Origin of the sequence: Sorangium sp. So ce394, from assembly GCF_051474665.1 — a bacterium.
In the GTDB taxonomy this organism is placed as follows: Bacteria; Myxococcota_A; Polyangia; order Polyangiales; family Polyangiaceae; genus Sorangium; species Sorangium cellulosum_D.
On the sequence record NZ_CP150339.1, the window covers coordinates 7697288 to 7716259 of the forward strand.

Sequence of the window (18972 nt, forward strand, 5' to 3'; positions counted from 1 at the left end):
ATCACTCGAACAGCGAGGTCGACGGGCCGCGGTTGTCGCCCTGAGGGCCTTCGAGCGACAAGCCCGGATCGGCCGGCGCGGCCGCGCCCCGCCAGGCGACGTGCCGCTTGAGCAGCTGCTTCGTCCGCAGGACGCCCGACACCGAGTGGATGAAGCTCCGGTGATCCGCGCCGAAGTCGACCCGGGGCACCGAGTACTGCGCGTCCGGCGAGCTCTGGAATCCCGCGACGGTCGCGTGGTCGCAAGGCGAGTTGGTCACGGCCCCCAGGAAGCCGAGGCGGCGCAGCGTGGCGCACTCGCGAGGACCGAAGTCCGTCCCCACATGCCCGTTCGGATAACAGAAGATGGGGACCGGGCGCCTGGCCTCGGCGCACAGGCGCGCCCAGGACACGACGATCTCGCGCTTCGACTGCGCGTCGCTCGTCCTGGAGAGCACCGGATGGGTGACCGTGTGCGGGCCGAACGTGATGCCGCGCGCCTCGCACGCGCGGACGTCGTCCCACGACATCGGCGCGTAACGCGCGGGCGGGCGCGCCGGGAGCTCGACCTCGGCGGCGGCGGCGAGCCGCTCGATGGCGCGGAGCTTCTCGATCTCGGGGACGCGCTTGCACTGCTCCATGAAGCGCCGCGCGAGGAGCGCCCGCGGCACGCCCTCGTCCAGGCGGATGACGTGGCGGAGGCCGGCGATCATGACGCTGAGCTCGCGGCGCCGCGTCGACTCGAACACGTGCTCCACGCGGTGCCACCAGCACCACAGCTCGCCGTCCAGATAGCCGGTCACGACGAAGATGGTCGCCGGACAATCGAACTCCGCGAAGATCGGCGCGGCGACCGTCGCCTGGTCGTTCGTGCCGTCATCCATCGTGAAGGCGACGGCCCGGTCGACGGGCGCCGCCTCGCCCGCGAGGCTCCGGAAGACCCGCTCGAGCGACACGATCGGATACCGCTCCTTCCTCAGGAACTCGAGCGCGCGCCGGAGATCGCGCGGATCGACGCCCGCGATGCCGCGCGCCGGGTCCGCGAGCCGGTGCATGACGATGATGGTCACGCGCCCGCGCATCATCCGCGTGAACGGCCGCGCCGCCCACGGCGCGGCCAGGAGATCCGAGAGCCATTTCACCACGTTCGACATGAGTCCTCCCCCCACGAGAGCCTTACGAAAAGATCGATCGATGACGGCGGCGCGCCGGCGGCCGCTCAGCTCGCCAGCGCGGCCGGCGACGGCGGCGGCGGCGGATCGCCGGAAGGGCGGCCGTCGCCGCGGCCCGGAGCGGCGGAGATCTGGCGCGGCCTCTGGCTCGCGCCCCAGACCCAGGCGAGCAGGGAGCTCGGGCGGACGGCGGCGGGGCGCTGCGTGTGCCGCGCGAGCAGCAGCTCGTAGAGCGCCATGTAGCGCTCGGCCATCCGGGCGGCGGAGTAGCGCCGGAGGGCGATCGCGCGGCCGCGCCGGCCCATCTGCGCGACGAGCGCGGGATCGGCCGCGAGCTCCGCGAGCCGCGCGGCGAGGGGCGCGGCCTCGTCGGAGGGCACGAGGAAGCCCGTCTCACCGTCGACGAGCGCGGTGGACACGCCGCCCACGTCGGTGGCGACGGCCGGCAGCCCCGCGGCCATGGCCTCGAGGAGCGCGAGCGGCAGGCCCTCGGACAGGGACGGCAGCGCGAACACGTCGAGCGCGGCGAGGAGCGCCGGCACGTCGTGGCGCTCCCCGGCGAACAGCGCGCGATCGGACACGCCGAGCTCGCGCGCGAGGGCGACGAGCCGCCCGCGCTCCGAGCCGTCGCCGACGAGGAGGAGCCGCCCGCTCCGGGGCAGCGCCCGCGCGGCGGCGCGCACGAGGAGCGCGTGGTTCTTCACGGGAGAGAGGCGCCCCACGCTCCCGACGACGAAGGCGTCCTGCGGGATCGCGAGCTCGGCCCTCACCCGGGCCCTCGCCGCCGGATCCGGCGCGAACCGCGACAGATCGATGCCGTTCGGCACGACATGCAGCTTCGGCGGGTCGACCTCGCGCCGGCCGAGGACGGCCGCGGCGGTCGGCTGCGACACCGCGACGTGGGCGTCGACGAACGCGGACGCGGCGGTGCGCAGCCACCTTCCTCCTTCCATGTCCTGGGACACGCCGTGCTTCGTGTGGATGACCGGGACCCGGTGCAGCCACCCGGCGGGCGCCGCGTAGATGAGCGACAGCTGGTTGTGCGCGTGGACGAGCATGACGCCCTTCGTCGCGAACAGCGCGGCGAGGCGGGCGGTCAGCGTCCTGTCGAACCCGGGGCCCTTCGGCACGAGGCACACCTCGACCCCGCGCCGCCGGAGCTGCTCCGCGCGCGGCCCGTCCGGGTCCTCGGCGACCGCGACCGCCAGCACGTCATGGCCCGCGGCGCGCTGGGACGCCGCGAGATCGACGACCACCTGCTCGGCGCCGCCGGTCTGGAAGCTGCTCACCACGTGCGCGATGGCGAGCCGCTGAAGAGCCCGCGCGTCCTTGCGAGCGCGATCCTCGATACCGTAAGCGATCTGTGTCTCCATACCACTCTCCCCCTCCAAACACGTGGAACGCCGATCCGGTCGAGTTGACGGCTCGTACGGCGCCGGCCGTACCCGGCTGCCATCCCATCCCCTCGCACCCGGCCCCTCCTGGGCGATAAACGCCGTCCAGGGCATCGCCGGAGCTGAGCTGGTCAGTGCCCCGAGCCGGCGGATCGACACGAGCGCTGCAACACCCCGCGTGACTCGATGGCAGACCGCGGGGACGCGACTCGAATTGACTATACGACGGATTGGCAAGCTGACAAGCGAGTCGCGCAACAAACGGGAAAACCGAAGTACGAGGGTTGTACAACCCTCGTAAGGACATGGTCCTCAGCGCCGAACGGAGGAGTTCCGTCCCAGTCTTCGACTGGCCACCTCCCCGGAGCGCCGCGCCTCGCCGGGCGGGGCGCCCGCCGAGGGCGCGCCCCGGCAGCGCGGCGGCTGGCCCGGGAAAGCGGTTGGCTTTCAACCGGTTACGAGGATCGTCTCCGGCCGGTCAAAAAAGGTGAGCCGCCCTCGCGACGCGCGGGCACTGCAGAGGGCGTGCTGCGGCACGGTCGGGGGGCCGGGCTGCGAGGGAGCGTGGGTGGCCGCCGTTCGCCCTGCGGCGGCGCCGGGCGGCGGCTTCGGATCGCGACCGCTTCGCCGGACGGGGGACATCGCGATGCAAACGACCGAACGGAGGAGACGACGATGATGATGACGAGCGGCGCTGCGGCGCACGCCCATGGGGCCGCGTCGGCCGCGATCCGCGTCAGCGGCAGCGCGGCCGTCGCTCGCGGAGGTACTCGAGCAGCTGGGCCTCGTCGCTGCCGATCATCCGGTCGATGCCGTCTTCCCGGACATGGCGTTGAATCTGCAGCGCCCCCGCGGTCGTCCGCACGAGGACGGCGACGCGGCGGAAGCCGCTCATCACGGCTGGCCGCACCCGCTGCATCGCCGCCTCGAACTGCGGGTCGTTCCGGCCCACCGCCTCGCGCAGGTCGACGAGCAGGCACAGCCCGCTGCGGCCGGCGCGGTCCAGCGCGCGGCTCACCTCCATCCACCGCTCCTCGAACAGGACGGCAGACTCGGACGGCGCCGCGCTCCGCGTCACCCGCGCGAGCTGCGCCGCCGGATCGATCGTCACGGTGTAGTGCGCATTGCGCAGGATCTCGAGCATGGTCCACGATCATCTTATCAGAGTGAGCGCCGAATCAGAATGCCAGGCCGAGCGAGCCAAGCGCCGAGAGCTGCTGAGTTCGTCGCTATGGGCCGCTCGGCCCCGAGCTGGCCCCGACGTGTTCCGATCGGGTCCGGATGGTTTCTCCGGCGCTTCCGGCAAACGGACCTCCGGATATGCTCCGGACACCGGCGCGGCGCGCCGTCCTCCGGCGTCATCTCGTTGACGCGCGCGGCCGACGGCTTGCGGTGGCCTGCCCTTCGCCTTACCAAGGTCCGCCAAACGCATGCAGCATTCAAAGCCGAGCTTGCTCTATTTTCGGGACGTCATCGCGGCCGGTCCGGCGCCCGAGGTGCTCGGCGTCCCCGCCCTGTCCATGCACGGCTCGGATCGGGCGGAGCGTCCCTGCCGATGAGCCTTCCGCGCTGCGACGGCGCCGCCGCGCTCTCGCCTCCGGGGGTCCGCATCGAGGAGATGCTGGCCGCCGAGGCGCTCGCCCTCCGCCCGTCCCGGCTGCCCGATCACGCGGCCGAGAACCGGGCTCTGATCGCCCTCGCCGCGGCGATGGCCGGGTCGCTGGAGGACGTCCTCCCGAGGCTCGCGTCGCTGCTCCTCGAGCTCTGCCGGGCCGACTCGGCGGGCGTCAGCGTGCTCGAGGTGGAGGACGGCCGCGAGGTGTTCCGGTGGGTCGCCGTCGCCGGGGCGTTCGCGCACAACGCCGGTGGGACGATGCCCCGGCGCGGGAGCCCCTGCGGCGCCGTCGTCGACTGCGACGCGGCGCTCCTCTTCCCGCACCCTGCCCGCCACTTCGCGGCCGGCGCCGCCGTGGAGCCTGCGATCGTCGAGGCGCTGACCGTCCCGTTCCACGCCGGCGGCGCGCCGATCGGCACGGTCTGGGTCATGGCGCACTCCGAGGAGCGGAAGTTCGACGCCGAGGACGCGCGGCTCGTCTCCAGCCTGTCGCGGTTCGCCGCCACGGCCGTGCATGCCCTGGCCCAGGCGCGGGATGCGAGGCGGGCCAGCGAGGCGCTGCGGGAGAGCGAGGGCCGGCATCGGTTCCTGGCCGAGCTGGCCGCGGCCACCCAGCCGCTCGTCGATCCCGGCGAGGTCATGGCCGTGACGGCGCGCCTGCTCGCGGAGCACCTCGGCGTGGACCGGTGCGCCTACGCGGAGGTCGAGGACGAGCGCGTGTTCGTCATCACGGGCGATCACACGCGGGGTGTCCGGAGCATCGTGGGCCGGTGGCCGGTCGCCGATTTCGGCCCCGAGCTGGTGCGGCTCATGCTCGCGAACGAGCCGTACGTCATCGACGACGTCGACGCGGACCCGAGGGCCGGGGGCGACCTCGCGGCGTATCTGGCGACGGAGATCCAGGCGGTCATCTGTGTTCCGTTGCACAAGTCCGGCCGGTTCACGGCGGCGATGGCGGTCCACCAGAAGGCGCCGCGGCGCTGGACGCCCGATGAGGTCGGGCTCGTGCGGCTGGTGGTCGGCCGCTGCTGGGAGGCCATCGAGCGGGCGCGGGCGGCCCGGAGCGTGCGAGAGCGGGACGAGCGGCTCGACTATGCGGTCCGGCTGTCGGGTCTCGGGTTCTGGTACTGCGATCTGCCGTTCGACGAGCTGATCTGGGACGACCGGGTGAAGGAGCACTTCTGGCTGCCGCCGGACGCGCGGGTGACCATCGGCACGTTCTACGAGCGGCTGCACCCGGACGACCGGGAGCCGACGCGACGGGCCATCGAGGCGTCGATCCGCGAGCGGATCCCCTATGACATGGATTATCGGACGGTCGATCCTGTCACGGGGGCGTTCAAGTGGGTCCGGGCGCTGGGCGGGACGGCCTATGCGCCGGACGGCACCCCTCGGCGGTTCGACGGGGTGACGGTCGACGTCACCGCCCGCAAGCTCGACGAGGAGCGGGTGGCGCGGCTGCTCGAGCTGGAGCGGGAGCAGGGCCGGCTCCTCAAGCAGGTGGCGGACGCAGCGCTGACCATCCATGCGTCCGGGTCCCTGGGCAGCGTGCTCCAGGGGATCACCGAGGAGGCCCGGCGGATCATCGGGGCGCACCAGGCGGTGACGCGGCTGAACGCTGGGATCGACGGGTCGCAGGCGGTCAACACGGTGTCGATGTCCGGGAGGTACGACGGCCGGCGTGGCCCGGCGGTTCCGTCCGAGGAAAACGGCGTCTATGCCGTGGTCTGCCGTACCAACCGTCCCGTGCGGCTCACCCAGGTTGAGCTGGAGGCCCCCCCGGCGTGGCTCACCCAGGTTGAGCTGGGGGGGCAGCCGTACCTCAACCAGGTTGAGCCCGCGGCAGCACCCCCCACCCAGGTTGCGCCCCCCACCCAGGTTGCGGCGGCGTCCCCCACCCAGGTTGCGGCAGCACCCCCCACCCAGGTTGCGGCAGCGGCGCTCCCCACCCAGGTTGACCCCCCGCCGCTCCTGCCCCGGGGGCTCGTCAGCGGCGATGCCGGCAGGCGCCCGCCGACGCGGGGCTGGCTTGTCGCGCCGTTCATCGGCCGGAGCGGCGAGAACCTCGGCCTCATCCACCTCTGCGACAAGCGCAACGGGGAGTTCACCGAGAGCGACGAGGCGATCCTCGTCCAGCTCGCGCACATCGCGTCCGTCGCCATCGAAAACGCTCAGCTCTACGACCAGCTCCGCGACCAGGACCGGCGGAAGGACGAGTTCCTCGCCACGCTCGCCCACGAGCTGCGGAACCCGCTCGCCCCCATCCGGACCGGCCTCGAGATCCTCAAGGTCGCCGGCAGCGTGGACCAGGCCCGCAAAATCCTGGACATGATGGACCGGCAGGTCGGGCACATGGTCCGCATGGTGGACGACCTGCTCGACGTCTCCCGGATCACCCGCGGCAAGGTGGAGCTGCGGAAGGAGCGCATCGATCTCCGGGCCGTCCTGAACAGCGCCCTGGAGACGAGCCGCCCGCTGCTCGAGGCGGCGGCGCACGAGCTCGCGGTCCGGCTCCCGCCGGCCCCTCTCCTGCTCGACGCCGACCCGACCCGGCTCGCCCAGGTGTTCGCGAACCTCCTCAACAACGCGGCCAAGTACACCCCGGCCGGCGGCAGCATCCGGCTCGCCGCCCAGCGGGACGGGGCCGCGGTGGTCGTCCGGGTCGCCGACAACGGGGTTGGGATCCCGGCCGACATGCTGTCGAACGTGTTCGACATGTTCACCCAGGTTGGCCGCTCGATCGACCGGGCCCAGGGGGGCCTCGGGATCGGGCTCACCCTCGTGAAGCGCCTGGTCGAGCTGCACGGCGGCTCGATCCACGCCGAGAGCGACGGCGCCGGCCGCGGCTCCACGTTCACGATCCGCCTCCCCCTCGCCGCCGCCGAGGAGGCCGCCCCGAGGCTACCGTTCGCCGGCCCTGCGAGCTTCGCCCCCCCGGCCGCCCTCCGCATCCTCGTCGTGGACGACAGCGTCGACGGGGCGGAGAGCCTGGCCCTGCTCCTCCGGATATCGGGCCACGAGACACGGGCGGTCCACACCGGCCCTGACGCGCTGACCGCGACCCGCGAGCTCGGCGCCGACATCGTGTTCCTGGACATCGGCTTGCCGGGCATGAACGGCTACGAGGTGGCCCGGCGCCTTCGGGCGGAGCCCGATCGGAGCGGCCTCTTCCTCGTGGCGCTCACCGGCTGGGGCACGGAGGACGACCGGCGGCAGGCCCGCGAGGCGGGGTTCGACCACCACCTGACCAAGCCGGTGGACGCGGCCGAGGTGAAGCGGCTCGTCGCGCGCGTCGCCGCGGCCCGCCGGCAGGGCGGCTGAAGCCGGGCGCCCGCCCGGCGCTCGCCCGACGACGATCGCGACTTGTAGAGCTCGCGGAATCGGGCGAAGAGCTCCATCATCTCCAGCGCGGTCGCCGTGTCCGCCGCTCTCCTCGGCGCTGTGCTCTCCGCTTTACCCACGGTCCCGCACTCTCGACTTGCTCTCGACGGAGACGACCATGCCCTTCCGACTTTCATTGTCGTACACCATTCTCCTAGGCCTGCTCGCTGTTGCCTGCAGCTCGAGTGAGCCCGCCCCGGGTGGCCTCGGCGGCGCTGGCGGCGCTGGCGGCGCTGGCGGCGCCGGCGGCGCTGGCGGCTCCGGCGGCGCTGGCGGCTCCGGCGGCGCTGGCGGCGAGCCGGGTTCCCTGCTCATCCAGACGGAGGCGGGTCCGGTGGAGGGCGCGGTCGTCGGCGCGACGCGCACCTTCCTCGGCATTCCGTACGCAGCGCCGCCGGTCGGCGAGCTGCGCTGGAAGTCGCCCGCGCCGCACGAGCCGTGGACCGAGCCGCGCAAGGCGCTGGAGGTGGGCATCCCCTGCTCGCAGCTCAACCTGCTCACGCCCGGCTACAACGAGAGCTCGGGAGAGGACTGCCTCACCTTGAACGTCTGGACGCCCGAGCGCCCGGCGTCCTCGTCCTTGCCCGTCCTCGTCTGGATTCACGGCGGCGGCTTCGAGATGGGGAGCAGCGCGGAGGCCGATTACGACGGCCGTCTCCTCTCCGAGACGACCGGCTCGGTGGTGGTCACCCTCAATTACCGCCTCGGCCCGCTCGGGTTCCTCGCCCTCCCGGAGCTCAAGTCGGAGGATCCCGATCACCCCTCGACGGGCGCGTACGGCCTCGAGGACCAGCGCGCCGCGCTCGAGTGGGTCAAGGCCAACATCGGCGCCTTCGGCGGGGATCCGGGCAAGGTCACCCTGTTCGGCGAGTCCGCGGGCGGCATCAGCGTCTGCATGCACCTGGTGTCGCCGCCGAGCAAAGGCCTGTTTCAGCGCGCCATCATCGAGAGCGGGCCGTGCGACTCCGCCGCGGACGAGGCCACGGCCACGGCGCAGGGGCAGGAGCTCGTCGAGGCGCTGGGTTGCGCCGACGCGCCTTCGGTCCTCGAGTGCCTGCGCGGCAAGCCGGCCGAGGAGGTCATGAGCGCGCTCCCGCCGGGCGAAGCCTTCCTCGTGGGCGCCGGCCCGACCTGGTTCCCGGTCATCGACGGCTGGAACCTCCCCGACCTGCCAGGCAAGCTCCTCGAGGCCGGGAGCTTCGAGAAGATGCCGACGATCATCGGCAGCAACGGCGACGAGGGCTCGCTCTTCGTCACGCTCTGGGGCGAGACCGCGACGATCGCCGACGAGGCCGATTTCGTGACGTTCGCGGACAGCCTCGCCCCCGGCCACGGCGAAGAGGTGGTGGCGAACTACCCGAGCGACACGTACGGCTCGGCGCAGGCGGCGGCGACCGCGGCGCTGGGCGATTCGATGTTCGTGTGCCCGACGCGGCGCGCGGCGCGCGCGATCGCGAGCGGCGGCGCGGCGACGTATCTTTATCACTTCACCCACGCGCCCGAGAGCTCGCTGCTCGGCGACCTCGGCGCCTTCCATTCGGCCGAGATCCGGTACGTGTTCGGCAACCCGGGGCTGCTCGTGTCGGAGCCGCTGACCGAGGACGAGCTCGAGCTCTCGCAGGCGATCATGGGGTACTGGTCGCGCCACGCGGAGACCGGAGACCCGAACGGCGAAGATGCGGCCGAATGGCCGAGGTACGACGCGGAGACCGACGAGAACATCGTCCTCGATATGACCATCTCTCAGGAGGCCGGGCTGAAGAAGGACCTCTGCGACATGTGGGACAGCTTCGCCACGGCGGCTCCCTGACGGCGGTCGCACGCCGGCGGCAGGGCGCGGGCGCCGTGGTCGCGGCCCGGCGCCGGCGCGGGGCCTGCGCGCCTCGCGTCGAGGGCCGCCGCCGCGCGCTGCCGGGGCGATCGCCGCCGCGCGATCTCTAAGTACCGGTAGACATTATGCTATCCTCGCCGCCGTGCTCCCCTCCTACGACCTCGCCGCCATCATGGCCCGCCTCGAAGGGCGCGAGGCCGCGCTCGACGCGCTCACGCAGGAGCGTCAGGCCGCGGTCGCCGCGATCCTGCGGGCGCCGGCGGGGCCTCTGGGCACGGCGCTCGAGCCCGTGGGGAGCCCGGAGCCCGGCGAGGCCGAGCTCCTCCTGATCCGCCGCGCCGAGCACCCGGGCGATCCCTGGTCGGGGCACATGGCGCTCCCGGGCGGGCGGCGCGAGGTGCAGGACGAGAGCCTGCTCGCCACCGCGATCCGCGAGACGCGCGAGGAGGTGGGGATCGACCTCGCTGCGCATGGCACGCTGCTCGCGCGCCTGCCCGACATCCCGGCGGTCGTCCGCGGGCGGCGCGTCGGGATGATCATCGCCCCGTTCGTGTTCGCGCTGCGCTCCACGCCGGATCTCACCCTGAGCGACGAGGTGGCCGAGGCGCTCTGGACGCCGCTCGGGCCGCTCGCGCGCGGCGAGCGCACCTCGAGCTACGCGTACACGCACGAGGGGAACGTCCTCCAGCTCCCGTGCCTGCGCGTGGACGAGCGGGTCGTCTGGGGCCTGACCTACCTCATGCTGGAGCAGCTCTTCGAGCTGCTCCACCGCTGAGCCGCCGGCCGGGCGCTCGCGGCCCGGACGACCGCCGGCGCGGTCCGGAGCCGGCGTGGCGTCGCCGCGCCCTCGCGCCCCCCGAGGCGCCTTCTCCTCAGAACCCGCCCTCGATCGCGATCCCCGGCATCGTGACCGGCCCGATCGTCTGCGGCGTGCACCCGCTGTCGTCGCAGCTCACGTCGAACACCTCCTTGGCGAGCGTCGCGTTCTGCACGTCGAGCACGAGGCCGAGGTAGCTCCGCGCGCCCAGCGCCCAGCGCTTCGACAGGCGCATGTCGAGCCGGTAGAACGGCTGGATCCGATCCGGGTGCTCGCGCGGGGGGCGGCCCGGGGCGGCCTCGTCGGCGGGAAAGCCGGTGTAGAAGACGTGGCGGATCCCGGCGCGCCACCCCTCGCCGAGGTCGTAGAGCAGGGCGACGTGCGCGACGTGCGTCCGGTCGTAGGCCGAGGGGATCGTCGCCTTGCCGCGCGTGCGCGTGGAGCGCGACAGCGTGTACGACGCCAGGAAGAACATGTCGCGCCGCAGCGCCCCGCGCGCGCCGAGCTCCAGGCCGTAGGTGTCGCCGCGGCTCCGCGTCAGGAAGCGCTCCGTGCTGAGGTTCGTGCCGCGCCCGGTGCCGATCGGGTCGCTCAGGCCGAAGGTCACCTGCCGGAACGCCGTGGCGCTGAAATTGACCGGACCCACATTGGCCTCGACGCCGAAGCTCGACTGCAGGCTGCGCTGCAGGCCCCCCGGGATGCCGCCGATCTGGAGCGCCGGCAGCGGGGCGAGGCCGGGCAGCTGCGAGGCGACGCCGAAGGCCGGGATGAGCCGCACGTGCTCGCCGACGCCGAAGCGGCCGACGATCCTCGGGTCCACGGCGACGGCGGTGCGGCCGAGCGACGTGTAGTGGTCCACGCGCACGCCGGGCGTGAGGGTGGAGCGCTCGTCGAGCACGAGCAGCGCGTCGGCCCACGCGCCCAGCGCGAGATCGAGCCGGCTGCGGAAGAGCTCGGGGAAGCTCTCGTCGAGCTGCTCCGTGCCCTCGGCGGGCTCGTCGTCCGCGCCCTCGGCGGGCTCGCCGTCCGTCGGCGGGCTCGGGCGCGGGGTGACGTGGTAGCGGTCGACCGCCGCGTCGGCCCCGACCCGCAGGAGCGCGCGCCCGCCGAGGATGGGCCGCGCCAGGCTCATCCGCGCGTTGAGCTTCCAGGCCTGTGCGCTCTCCACGCCGACGCCGCGCGACTGGTCGAGCCCGAGGGTGAGCGCCGCCCGGACGCGCGCGCCCGAGGCGTCGTCGCGGTCGTAGCGCAGGTCCAGCCGGTGGAAGTCGCTGTCGAGCAGGACGTTGGTCGCCTCGGCGCCGCCGTCCTCGTCGATGCTGGCGAGGTAGTCGTACGCGCCGAAGGCGAAGACGGTGAAGCGCTCCTCGGGGCCGAGCCGGTAGGTCACCCGTCCCTGGTAGTCGGCGTAGCCCACGTCGACGCTCGGCACGAGCGCCGAGGTGAGCGCCGCGCCGGCGGCGTAGTGGCCTCCCACGAGGACGTGCGTGTCCCGGTCCACCGGGCCCTCGACGACGCCGCCGAGGTCGATGAACCGGAGGCTCCCCTCCCCGCGCCAGACGTCGGACGGCGGCGCGCTCTCGGCCTCGATCGCCGCCCCGGCGAGCCGCCCGATGTCCGCGGGATAGGGGCCGAGGTGCATCTCGACGCGCTGGACCATCGAGGCCGGGATGACGCTGGGGCCGGCGCCCACGTGAAAGAGGAGCGGGACCTGGATGCCGTTGAAGAAGTAGCCGATGTTCCCGGGCGGCGCGCCGCGGATGTAGTAGTACGGCATGCCGCTCGCGATGGAGGTCACGCCGGGCTGGATCTCGATGGCGCGGTAGGGGTCTCCGAGCGCGCCGGGCAGCTCGCGGATGTCGCGCCGCGAGAGCGAGACGGAGCCCGGCGGGGCGCGGTTGCCCTCGACGGTGACCTCGATCCCGGCGGGCGCGGAGGCGGGCGCGGAGGCAGGCGTGGCGGGCGAGGAGGCCGCCTCGACCGGCACGGCGGGCCTGCCGGCCGACGCGGCGGGCGTGCCGGCCGCCTCGGCCGGCGCGGCGGGCGCCCGCGGATCGTCTGGCGGCGCGGCGGCCGTCGCCGGGGCGGGCTGGGGGTGCGCCTCGCCCGCGTGAGCGCTGACGGCGGCGGCGATCGCGAAGGCGAGGAGTGCGCTGGAGGATCTCACGCGGATGTCGTCGATGCGCCGCCGGGGAGATGGGAGAGCCGCCTCCTGGCGCCCGGGGAGTTAGCAGCTCCGGCCGCGCGGCGGAAGCCAGCGAGGCGCGGCGCGATCCTGCCGCCGGGGACATCCCCGCTCCGGGCGGCCCGGCCGCCTTGGGCGCCCTGGTTGCCCGGACGTCGCCGCGCGGTACGCCGATATAGACACGGGAAGCTTTTCGAAGAGCTGCCCGGCGCGGTCCGCCTGCTCGCGTCGACGCTGGGCGGAGCCCCTCGGCACGCCCCGTGAGCAAAGCACAAAAAAACAGAGCGCCTATTCGACGGCGGGGGGGGGGAAGCCGTCACAGGCGCTCTGCCCTGCATACTTAGCAGGATGCGGGCCAGGGCTCGTCCCGATATGTTCCCGGTAGTTATCCTAAGGGGTTGCCCGACATCTTTTCGATCCTGAGATCGTTGCTTGCAGATCTGGCAGCTCGCCGCCGGGACGGGGGAGTGCTCGGTTGCGGCGACCGGCCCCCGGAGGCGGGTGGTGGCCGGATTTGAACATGAAGGCGGGAAGGCGGGAAGAAAAGATCAATGATCTTCCTGCCTTCCCGCCTTCATGGGAATCACTCAGGGGCGAATTGGGCCACCACCCGGAGGCGCGAGCGCTCACCCGGGTTGGGTCTGCGCTGCCGCGAGCGCTCACCCGGGTTGGGTCTGCGCTGCCGCGAACCCGGGTTGGGTCTGCGCTGCCGCGAGCGCTCACCCGGGTTGGGTCTGCGGGGCCTGCTCCGCAGGGGCGCTCACCGGGGCCGGGTCTGCGCCCGTCCGCACCCCGGTGAGCGCTGCGCCGGCCGGACCGGAAGCACAAAAAAACAGAGCGCCCATTCGACGGCGGGGGGGGAAGCCGTCACGGGCGCTCTGGCCTCCGTAGTTAGCAGGATGCGGGCCAGGGTTGGTCCCCGACGACTTCATGGGGTTACCCCTAAGGACACCCCCGACACCTTTCGATCCTGCGAACCCTGCTTTCACTCCTGGCATGCCGGCAGCTGTGCCCGCATCGCCTCGGCAGCTCCGCCACGACCGCGCACGACCGAGCGACCGCACCCGGGTTGACGAACCGTACATCGTACGTTACATCGTACGCATGAGCTCTCCCTTGCCCGTGGACAGCGACATCCGACCTTTCCGCATCGACATCCCGCAGGCCGCGCTCGACGATCTGCGCGATCGCCTCGCCCGCACGCGCTGGCCCGACGAGCTGCCCTCCGGGGGCTGGTCGTACGGCGTCCCGCTCGGTTACTTGAAGGAGCTCGCCGCGTACTGGCGCACCACCTACGACTGGCGCAGGCACGAGGCGGGGCTGAACGAGCACCCGCAGTTCACGACGACGATCGGCGGCCAGCGGATCCACTTCCTCCACGTGCGCTCGCGCGAGCCCGGCGCGCTGCCGCTGATCGTGACGCACGGCTGGCCGAGCTCGGTCGTGGAGTACCTCGACGTCATCGGTCCGCTGACCGATCCCCGCGCCCACGGCGGCGATCCGGCGGACGCGTTCCACCTGATCATCCCCTCGCTCCCGGGATACGGGCTCTCCGGGCCGACCCGCGAGGCCGGGTGGGGCGCGCGCCGGATCGCCTGCGCCTGGGCCGAGCTCATGCGAAGGCTCGATTACCCGCGTTACGGCGCCCAGGGCGGCGACTGGGGCACGTGGATCTCCCGCGAGGTCGGCCTCGTCGATCCCGAGCACGTGATCGGCGTGCACACGAACGGCCTCGTCTCATGGCCGTCCGGAGATCCCGAGGAGCTCATTGGCCTGACGGACGCCGAGCAATCCCGGCTGAAGGCGGCGGACTACTACCTGCGGGAGCTGTACGGCTACAAGAAGATCCAGTCGACCCGGCCCCAGACGCTGGCCTACGCCCTCTCGGATTCGCCGGTCGGCCAGCTCGCCTGGATCGTCGGCGTGCTCAAGGAATGGACCGACTGCAAGGACAACCCCGAGGACGCCATCAGCCGCGATCGCATCCTCACGAACGCGATGCTGTACTGGCTCACCAACACGGCGGCCTCGTCGGCCCGCTCGTTCGTGGAGACCCCGGACACGCCGGACGACGCGGATCTCTCCGAGGTGAAGCCCTCGACCCTGCCCACCGGCGTCGCGGTGTTCCCGCGCGACATCATCGCTCCGATCCGCAGGTTCGCCGCCCGCGACAACACGAACATCGTGCATTGGTCCGAGTTCGACCGCGGCGGCACCTTCGCGGCCCTGGAAGAGCCCGACCTGTTCATCGGCGACGTGCGCGCCTTCTTCCGCCGCTTCCGCGGGGGCGCGACCGGCGCGAAGGGGGTGATCTCATGAGCGAGGTGACGACGATTCCCGTGCTTCCGTGCACGTCGATGCCCGAGACCCTGGCGTTTTACGGCGCCCTGGGCTTCGAGGTCACCCACCAGCAAACGACGCCGAACGTGTACGCGGCGACGCGCCGGGGCGACATCCACCTGCACTTCATGGGCCTCAAGAGGCTGGATCCCAGGGAGTCCTACAGCACGTGCCTCGTGCTCGTCCCCGAGGTCGAGCGCCTCCACGAGACCTTCTCGGAGGGCCTGCGGCGGGCGTATGGCAAGGTGCCGGTCGCCGGCTTTCCGCGGATCTCGCGCATGAAGAAGGGGCAGAGTCGCTTCACGGTGGTCGATGTCGCGGGCAACTCGGTCATCTTCATCCGGCGGGACGCGCCGGACGACGACGACGAGGGGGGGTCGCGCTCGAGCTCGAGGCTGGGCCGGGCGCTGGGCGCGGCGGCGCGGCTGCGCGATTTCAAGAACGACGACGCCGCCGCCGCCAAGGTGCTCGACGTGGCGCTCGCCCGGAAGGAAGACGCGGACGCCCCGCTCGAGCGAGCGCGCGCCCTCGCGGCGCGGCTCGAGCTCGCCGTCGCCCTGGGCGAGGAGGCGCGGGCGCGCGCGCTGCGCGCCGAGCTCGACGAGGCGCCGCTCTCCGAGGAGGAGCGCGCGCAGATAAGGCCCCTGCTCGATGCCATAGACGCGCTCGAGCGATCGCAGCGATAGGAGCGCGGCGCCGCGGCTCGTCGCTGGTCGTGCGGGGGGGCTGCCAAGCCGCCCGGCCTCCTCGGGGTCCCACGTTCCTTCCCGCCTTTGCCCCTCACGTCCAGCACGTTCCGACGCGGTCGTAGACCGCTCCCCTGCGACACGCGTTCCGCCATCCGGGGCGAGATTCTCGCACGAGACGCACGACGCACGAACATTGATAATTTCGTGAGCCAAACCGGAATGGCATCGATGCATTGAGGGATCACAGCAGATTGGGCTTTCCTGTGCTCACCGACCCAAGTATGGATTCGGCGTGCGCGATCTCCGTTCTCTCGATCGACGCGTGCGCCACGCGCCCCGGCCGCGCGGGCCCGCCGGCGTGAACCGGCGTGAGCGCGAGGAGCGGTTGGAGAGGCAGCGCCGAGCGGTCAGCGCGGCGCATTGATCCCTGTCCGACGGCCAGACCGAAACACGCTAGAAAAGGGCCACGACGATGACGACAAGGAAGTACCCGATCTCGCTTGCGCTCGCGCTCGCTGCTGCCGGGAGCTTCGCAGGCTGCTGGAACAGCGGCCCTGTCCAGATGTTTTCGTGCGACCACCCGTGCTACGGCCTGGACGCTTACGAATGCGACAAGCCGTGCGCCGTGTGCAAGGGCGCGTGCGTGGAGCTGCCCTACCTCGGGTTCGACGATCCCATCCTGCTCTGGAGGGGCGACCCCGCCGACGGGGGATCTGCGCCGGAGTGCCCCGCGGAGACGCCAGAGCTCGTGTTCGACGGCTACGGCGGCTTCGCCGACGCGCACAGCTGCCCGACATGCCGCTGCATGCAGCCCGCCTGCGAGCTGCCGCCGGCCCTCCGGGGGCGCGCCTCCGCCACGTGCGACGGGACGACGCCCATGTCGTTCGACGCCCCCGACGGGTGGAACGGCGCGTGCGCCACGATCGCCTCGGGCGAGCTCGGCTCGCTGGTCATCCCGGCGCCGACGGTGAGCCCCTGCGCGCCGACGATCGATCCGGGTGGGCCGCCGCCCGAGCTGCCTGCCCCGTTCAGCGTGCGGGCGCGCGGCTGCTCGGGCTCGGCCGACGAGCGCGCATGCGCCGATCCCTCGAAGATGTGCGTCGCCTCGCCCGCGCAGCGGCCGGAGGGCTTCGCGATATGCATCCGCTACCTCCGCCAGGGCGAGCCGAAATGCCCGGAGCATTACCCCGAGCTGCAAGCGCTCTACACGGGCTTCGACGACACGCGCAGCTGCTCGCCGTGCGAATGCGACCCGCCCGAGGGCAGCGCTTGCTCCGCGTTCGTATCGATCTACGGGGACGGCAGCTGCGGCCGGCTGCTCGGCGCCGAGACCGTGACGCTGACCGGGCCAAAGTGCGTCGCAGGGCCGGACTTGCAGCTCGGGAGCATGACCGCGGAGTGGGTCACGAACGAGCCCGGCACCTGCGCCCCGACCGGCGGAGTCGCCGCGGGGGAAGTGACACCCAAGGGAGCCACGTATTTTTGCTGCCAGTCCGAGGAGGTCGTCGCCATCCCCTGATGACCTCGCTCGCCGCTCACGCCTGCTCGACCCGGACGCGCGCGCTCTGTCCTTCGCAGAGCGCAGGTACCCTTTTCACCGGGGACGCCACTTCGTGTACCCGGGCGCGCGCTTCGCGGCTATAGAAGCGAATCACGCGGAAGGGAGAGCGGATATGCGAATCGCACGATGGTGCTTCTGGATGGCGCTCGCGGCGAGCGGCTGCAGCGCGTCCGGCGACGGTACGTCCCCGGCAGACACCAGCCAGACCACAGGGGCCGGCGATAGCAGTGACAACGGCGCCGGCAGCGGCGAAGGCAACGGCAGCGGCGCGGGCGGCCAGGACGAGACGTTCGGCGCCGGCGCCGGGACCGGCGGGAGCCATGGGGGCAGCGAAAGTGAGGACGCCGACAGCCGGTGCATCGAGCGGGCGGCCCTCGTGTATGTGCTCACGCAGGACAACGAGCTCTACAGCTTCAGGCCCGATCGCAAGGAGTTCACGAAGATTGGTGTCCTGGGTTGCCAAACCAGCATGCATCCCAACTCGATGGCGGTCGATCGCGACGCGGTGGCCTGGGTCAACTACGTCTATGGCGACGACAGCGAAGGCACGCTGTTCAAGGTCAGCACCGAGGACGCGAGCTGCGAGCCCACGGACATGTCGCTCTCGGAGGGGTGGTCCCGGCTGGGGATGGGCTTCTCGAGCGATCTCTCCCGACCGGACGCGGAGCAGCTGTTCGTGGCGGGCGCGACCGGCACGCCGGGCGTCGGGCTCGGGAGGATCGACGGCGCGTCGGTGACGCCGGTCGGGGAGTTCAGCGGCTCGCTGCGCGGCGCCTCGGCGGAGCTCACCGGCACGGGCGACGGACGCCTCTTCGGCTTCTTCACCACCACGCCGGTCCAGCTCGCCGAGATCGACAAGGAGACCGGCGAGATCCTCGAGGCCACGGATCTGCCGGGCATCGAGACCCCCAGCGCGTGGGCGTTCTCCTTCTGGGGCGGCGACTTCTATTTCTACACCGCGCCGGACGACTTCCAGTCCCCGTCGCGGACCACCAACGTGAGCCGCTATCGGCCCTCGGACGGCTCGATCGACCCCGACTACATGACGAACATCGGCTTCCGCATCGTCGGCGCCGGCGTCTCGACCTGCGCCCCGCTCGAGGTGCCGCGCTGAGGGCCTGCCACGCGCGCCACGGCGCGCTGGCACGCCTTTGCGCATCGGTGGACGACAGAGCGCATCACAGCCCGCGTCGGGCCGCACGTGCAAGGGTCGCCCCTCGGGCGCTCCCCGACGTACCCTAGGCCATGGGACCGAGACCATCGGGAACGGATGCGGCCCTGGCGAATCCGAGCCTCGCGGTAGAGACGTCTACCGCTCCGGCGCCCCCGGCCTCACGTTCGGTGTGCCCGACCAGGCGTGGAGGTGCTGCGATGCGGATGAGGCTGCTCCCTGTGCTCGCGCTCGCCCTGCCGCTCACCGCAGCGTGCGGGGCGGCGCCGGGCGCCGATCACCCGGCGCGCGAGGACATCTTCGATGCTGCGGGGCCGAGCGAGTTCATCCTGCTCACCGCCCGGGGCGAGCTCGTGAGCGCCGACGTCGAGCCGGGCCGCGTCGTCGGGCCGGACGTGAGCCTGGGCGTGTACGCGGCGGACGGCGGGCGCGACGGGCAGGCGGTCCGGGGCGTCGCCTTCAACCGGCCCGTGAGCGTCACCGCGACCGGGCAGGCCGCGACCGGCATCGTCGGCGCCATGCCGCTTCAGCTCTCGGTGACCCGGGCGGAGGCAGGGCTCCGCGCGCGCGGCCTCGTGGCCGGCGCCCTCTCCGACTACCGGCTGGACGACCGGCAGCTCACCGGTCGCATCGGGCGATGCAGCTACGAGCTCACCCGGACGGGGCGCACCTACGAGGGTGCGCGCAGCTGCGGAGGCCAGCCTCACCGCGTGACCGTCCTCCTGCCACGCGGGCTGTCCTCGTGGAACGACGCCGCGCTCGCGACCACGCTAGGGCTGCTCCTCGGCGCCTGAGCGCGCCGCCAGCCGTCGCGTGGCGCGCGTGGCGAATGACAGGC

The 18972-nt window shown here is 72.5% G+C and carries 12 protein-coding genes; 8 read left to right on the forward strand and 4 right to left on the reverse strand.

The genetic code is table 11. From position 1 onward, the window contains the following. Position 1 precedes the first annotated feature (1 nt). The 3 genes from WMF33_RS28010 to WMF33_RS28020 form a co-directional block, all read right to left on the reverse strand. Complete coding sequence (locus tag WMF33_RS28010; protein ID WP_437331497.1) at positions 2-1132, reverse strand: polysaccharide deacetylase family protein; 1131 nt, start codon at positions 1130-1132, stop codon at positions 2-4. A gap of 65 nt (positions 1133-1197) precedes the next feature. After that, positions 1198-2523, reverse strand: coding sequence for a glycosyltransferase (locus tag WMF33_RS28015; protein WP_437331498.1), 1326 nt, complete (start codon positions 2521-2523; stop codon positions 1198-1200). Positions 2524-3280: 757 nt separating this feature from the next. Further along, positions 3281-3688, reverse strand: coding sequence for a hypothetical protein (locus WMF33_RS28020; RefSeq protein WP_437331499.1), 408 nt, complete (start codon positions 3686-3688; stop codon positions 3281-3283). 411 nt (positions 3689-4099) lie between these two features. Between WMF33_RS28020 and WMF33_RS28025 the strand changes: the two genes are divergently transcribed. The 3 genes from WMF33_RS28025 to WMF33_RS28035 all read left to right on the forward strand — a co-directional run bounded on the left by WMF33_RS28025 (position 4100) and on the right by WMF33_RS28035 (position 10146). Continuing rightward, positions 4100-7480 carry a GAF domain-containing protein gene (locus tag WMF33_RS28025; RefSeq protein ID WP_437331500.1) on the forward strand — a complete coding sequence of 1127 codons (3381 nt, stop codon included), beginning with the start codon at positions 4100-4102 and terminating at the stop codon, positions 7478-7480. Between the two features lie 178 nt (positions 7481-7658). After that, positions 7659-9350 (forward strand): carboxylesterase/lipase family protein, encoded by a 1692-nt coding sequence (locus tag WMF33_RS28030; protein ID WP_437331501.1) that lies wholly within the window; start codon positions 7659-7661, stop codon positions 9348-9350. 163 nt (positions 9351-9513) lie between these two features. Beyond that, the gene (locus tag WMF33_RS28035; protein WP_437331502.1) at positions 9514-10146 is read left to right on the forward strand and encodes an NUDIX hydrolase; all 633 of its coding nucleotides are present in this window, start codon (positions 9514-9516) and stop codon (positions 10144-10146) included. Between the two features lie 97 nt (positions 10147-10243). Here WMF33_RS28035 and WMF33_RS28040 read toward each other — a convergent pair whose 3' ends face one another. Next, complete coding sequence (locus tag WMF33_RS28040) at positions 10244-12355, reverse strand: TonB-dependent receptor plug domain-containing protein (RefSeq protein WP_437331503.1); 2112 nt, start codon at positions 12353-12355, stop codon at positions 10244-10246. A gap of 1122 nt (positions 12356-13477) precedes the next feature. Between WMF33_RS28040 and WMF33_RS28045 the strand changes: the two genes are divergently transcribed. The 5 genes from WMF33_RS28045 (at position 13478) to WMF33_RS28065 (ending at position 18928) form a co-directional block, all read left to right on the forward strand. Next, positions 13478-14692, forward strand: a complete 1215-nt coding sequence (locus tag WMF33_RS28045; protein ID WP_437331504.1) for an epoxide hydrolase family protein — start codon at positions 13478-13480, stop codon at positions 14690-14692. Continuing rightward, a complete protein-coding gene (locus tag WMF33_RS28050) occupies positions 14689-15399 on the forward strand; it encodes a hypothetical protein (RefSeq protein ID WP_437331505.1) in 711 nt (236 codons plus the stop codon). Before WMF33_RS28045 ends, WMF33_RS28050 begins: the two co-directional genes overlap by 4 nt. A 475-nt stretch (positions 15400-15874) precedes the next feature. Then, positions 15875-16921, forward strand: coding sequence for a hypothetical protein (locus tag WMF33_RS28055; RefSeq protein ID WP_061628422.1), 1047 nt, complete (start codon positions 15875-15877; stop codon positions 16919-16921). 154 nt (positions 16922-17075) lie between these two features. Next, entirely contained in the window at positions 17076-18077 is a 1002-nt protein-coding gene (locus tag WMF33_RS28060; protein ID WP_437331506.1) for a hypothetical protein, read from the forward strand. Positions 18078-18340: 263 nt separating this feature from the next. Then, the gene (locus WMF33_RS28065) at positions 18341-18928 is read left to right on the forward strand and encodes a hypothetical protein (RefSeq protein WP_437331507.1); all 588 of its coding nucleotides are present in this window, start codon (positions 18341-18343) and stop codon (positions 18926-18928) included. Positions 18929-18972: the final 44 nt, after the last annotated feature.

Excerpts from the sequence above, each read along its gene's own strand:
- WMF33_RS28010 (WP_437331497.1), bottom strand. The coding sequence starts at position 1,132 with ATGTCGAACGTGGTGAAATGGCTCTCGGATCTCCTGGCCGCGCCGTGG.
- WMF33_RS28015 (WP_437331498.1), bottom strand. The coding sequence starts at position 2,523 with ATGGAGACACAGATCGCTTACGGTATCGAGGATCGCGCTCGCAAGGAC.
- WMF33_RS28020 (WP_437331499.1), bottom strand. The coding sequence starts at position 3,688 with ATGCTCGAGATCCTGCGCAATGCGCACTACACCGTGACGATCGATCCG.
- WMF33_RS28025 (WP_437331500.1), top strand. The coding sequence starts at position 4,100 with ATGAGCCTTCCGCGCTGCGACGGCGCCGCCGCGCTCTCGCCTCCGGGG.
- WMF33_RS28030 (WP_437331501.1), top strand. The coding sequence starts at position 7,659 with ATGCCCTTCCGACTTTCATTGTCGTACACCATTCTCCTAGGCCTGCTC.
- WMF33_RS28045 (WP_437331504.1), top strand. The coding sequence starts at position 13,478 with ATGAGCTCTCCCTTGCCCGTGGACAGCGACATCCGACCTTTCCGCATC.
- WMF33_RS28050 (WP_437331505.1), top strand. The coding sequence starts at position 14,689 with ATGAGCGAGGTGACGACGATTCCCGTGCTTCCGTGCACGTCGATGCCC.
- WMF33_RS28055 (WP_061628422.1), top strand. The coding sequence starts at position 15,875 with ATGACGACAAGGAAGTACCCGATCTCGCTTGCGCTCGCGCTCGCTGCT.
- WMF33_RS28060 (WP_437331506.1), top strand. The coding sequence starts at position 17,076 with ATGCGAATCGCACGATGGTGCTTCTGGATGGCGCTCGCGGCGAGCGGC.
- WMF33_RS28065 (WP_437331507.1), top strand. The coding sequence starts at position 18,341 with ATGAGGCTGCTCCCTGTGCTCGCGCTCGCCCTGCCGCTCACCGCAGCG.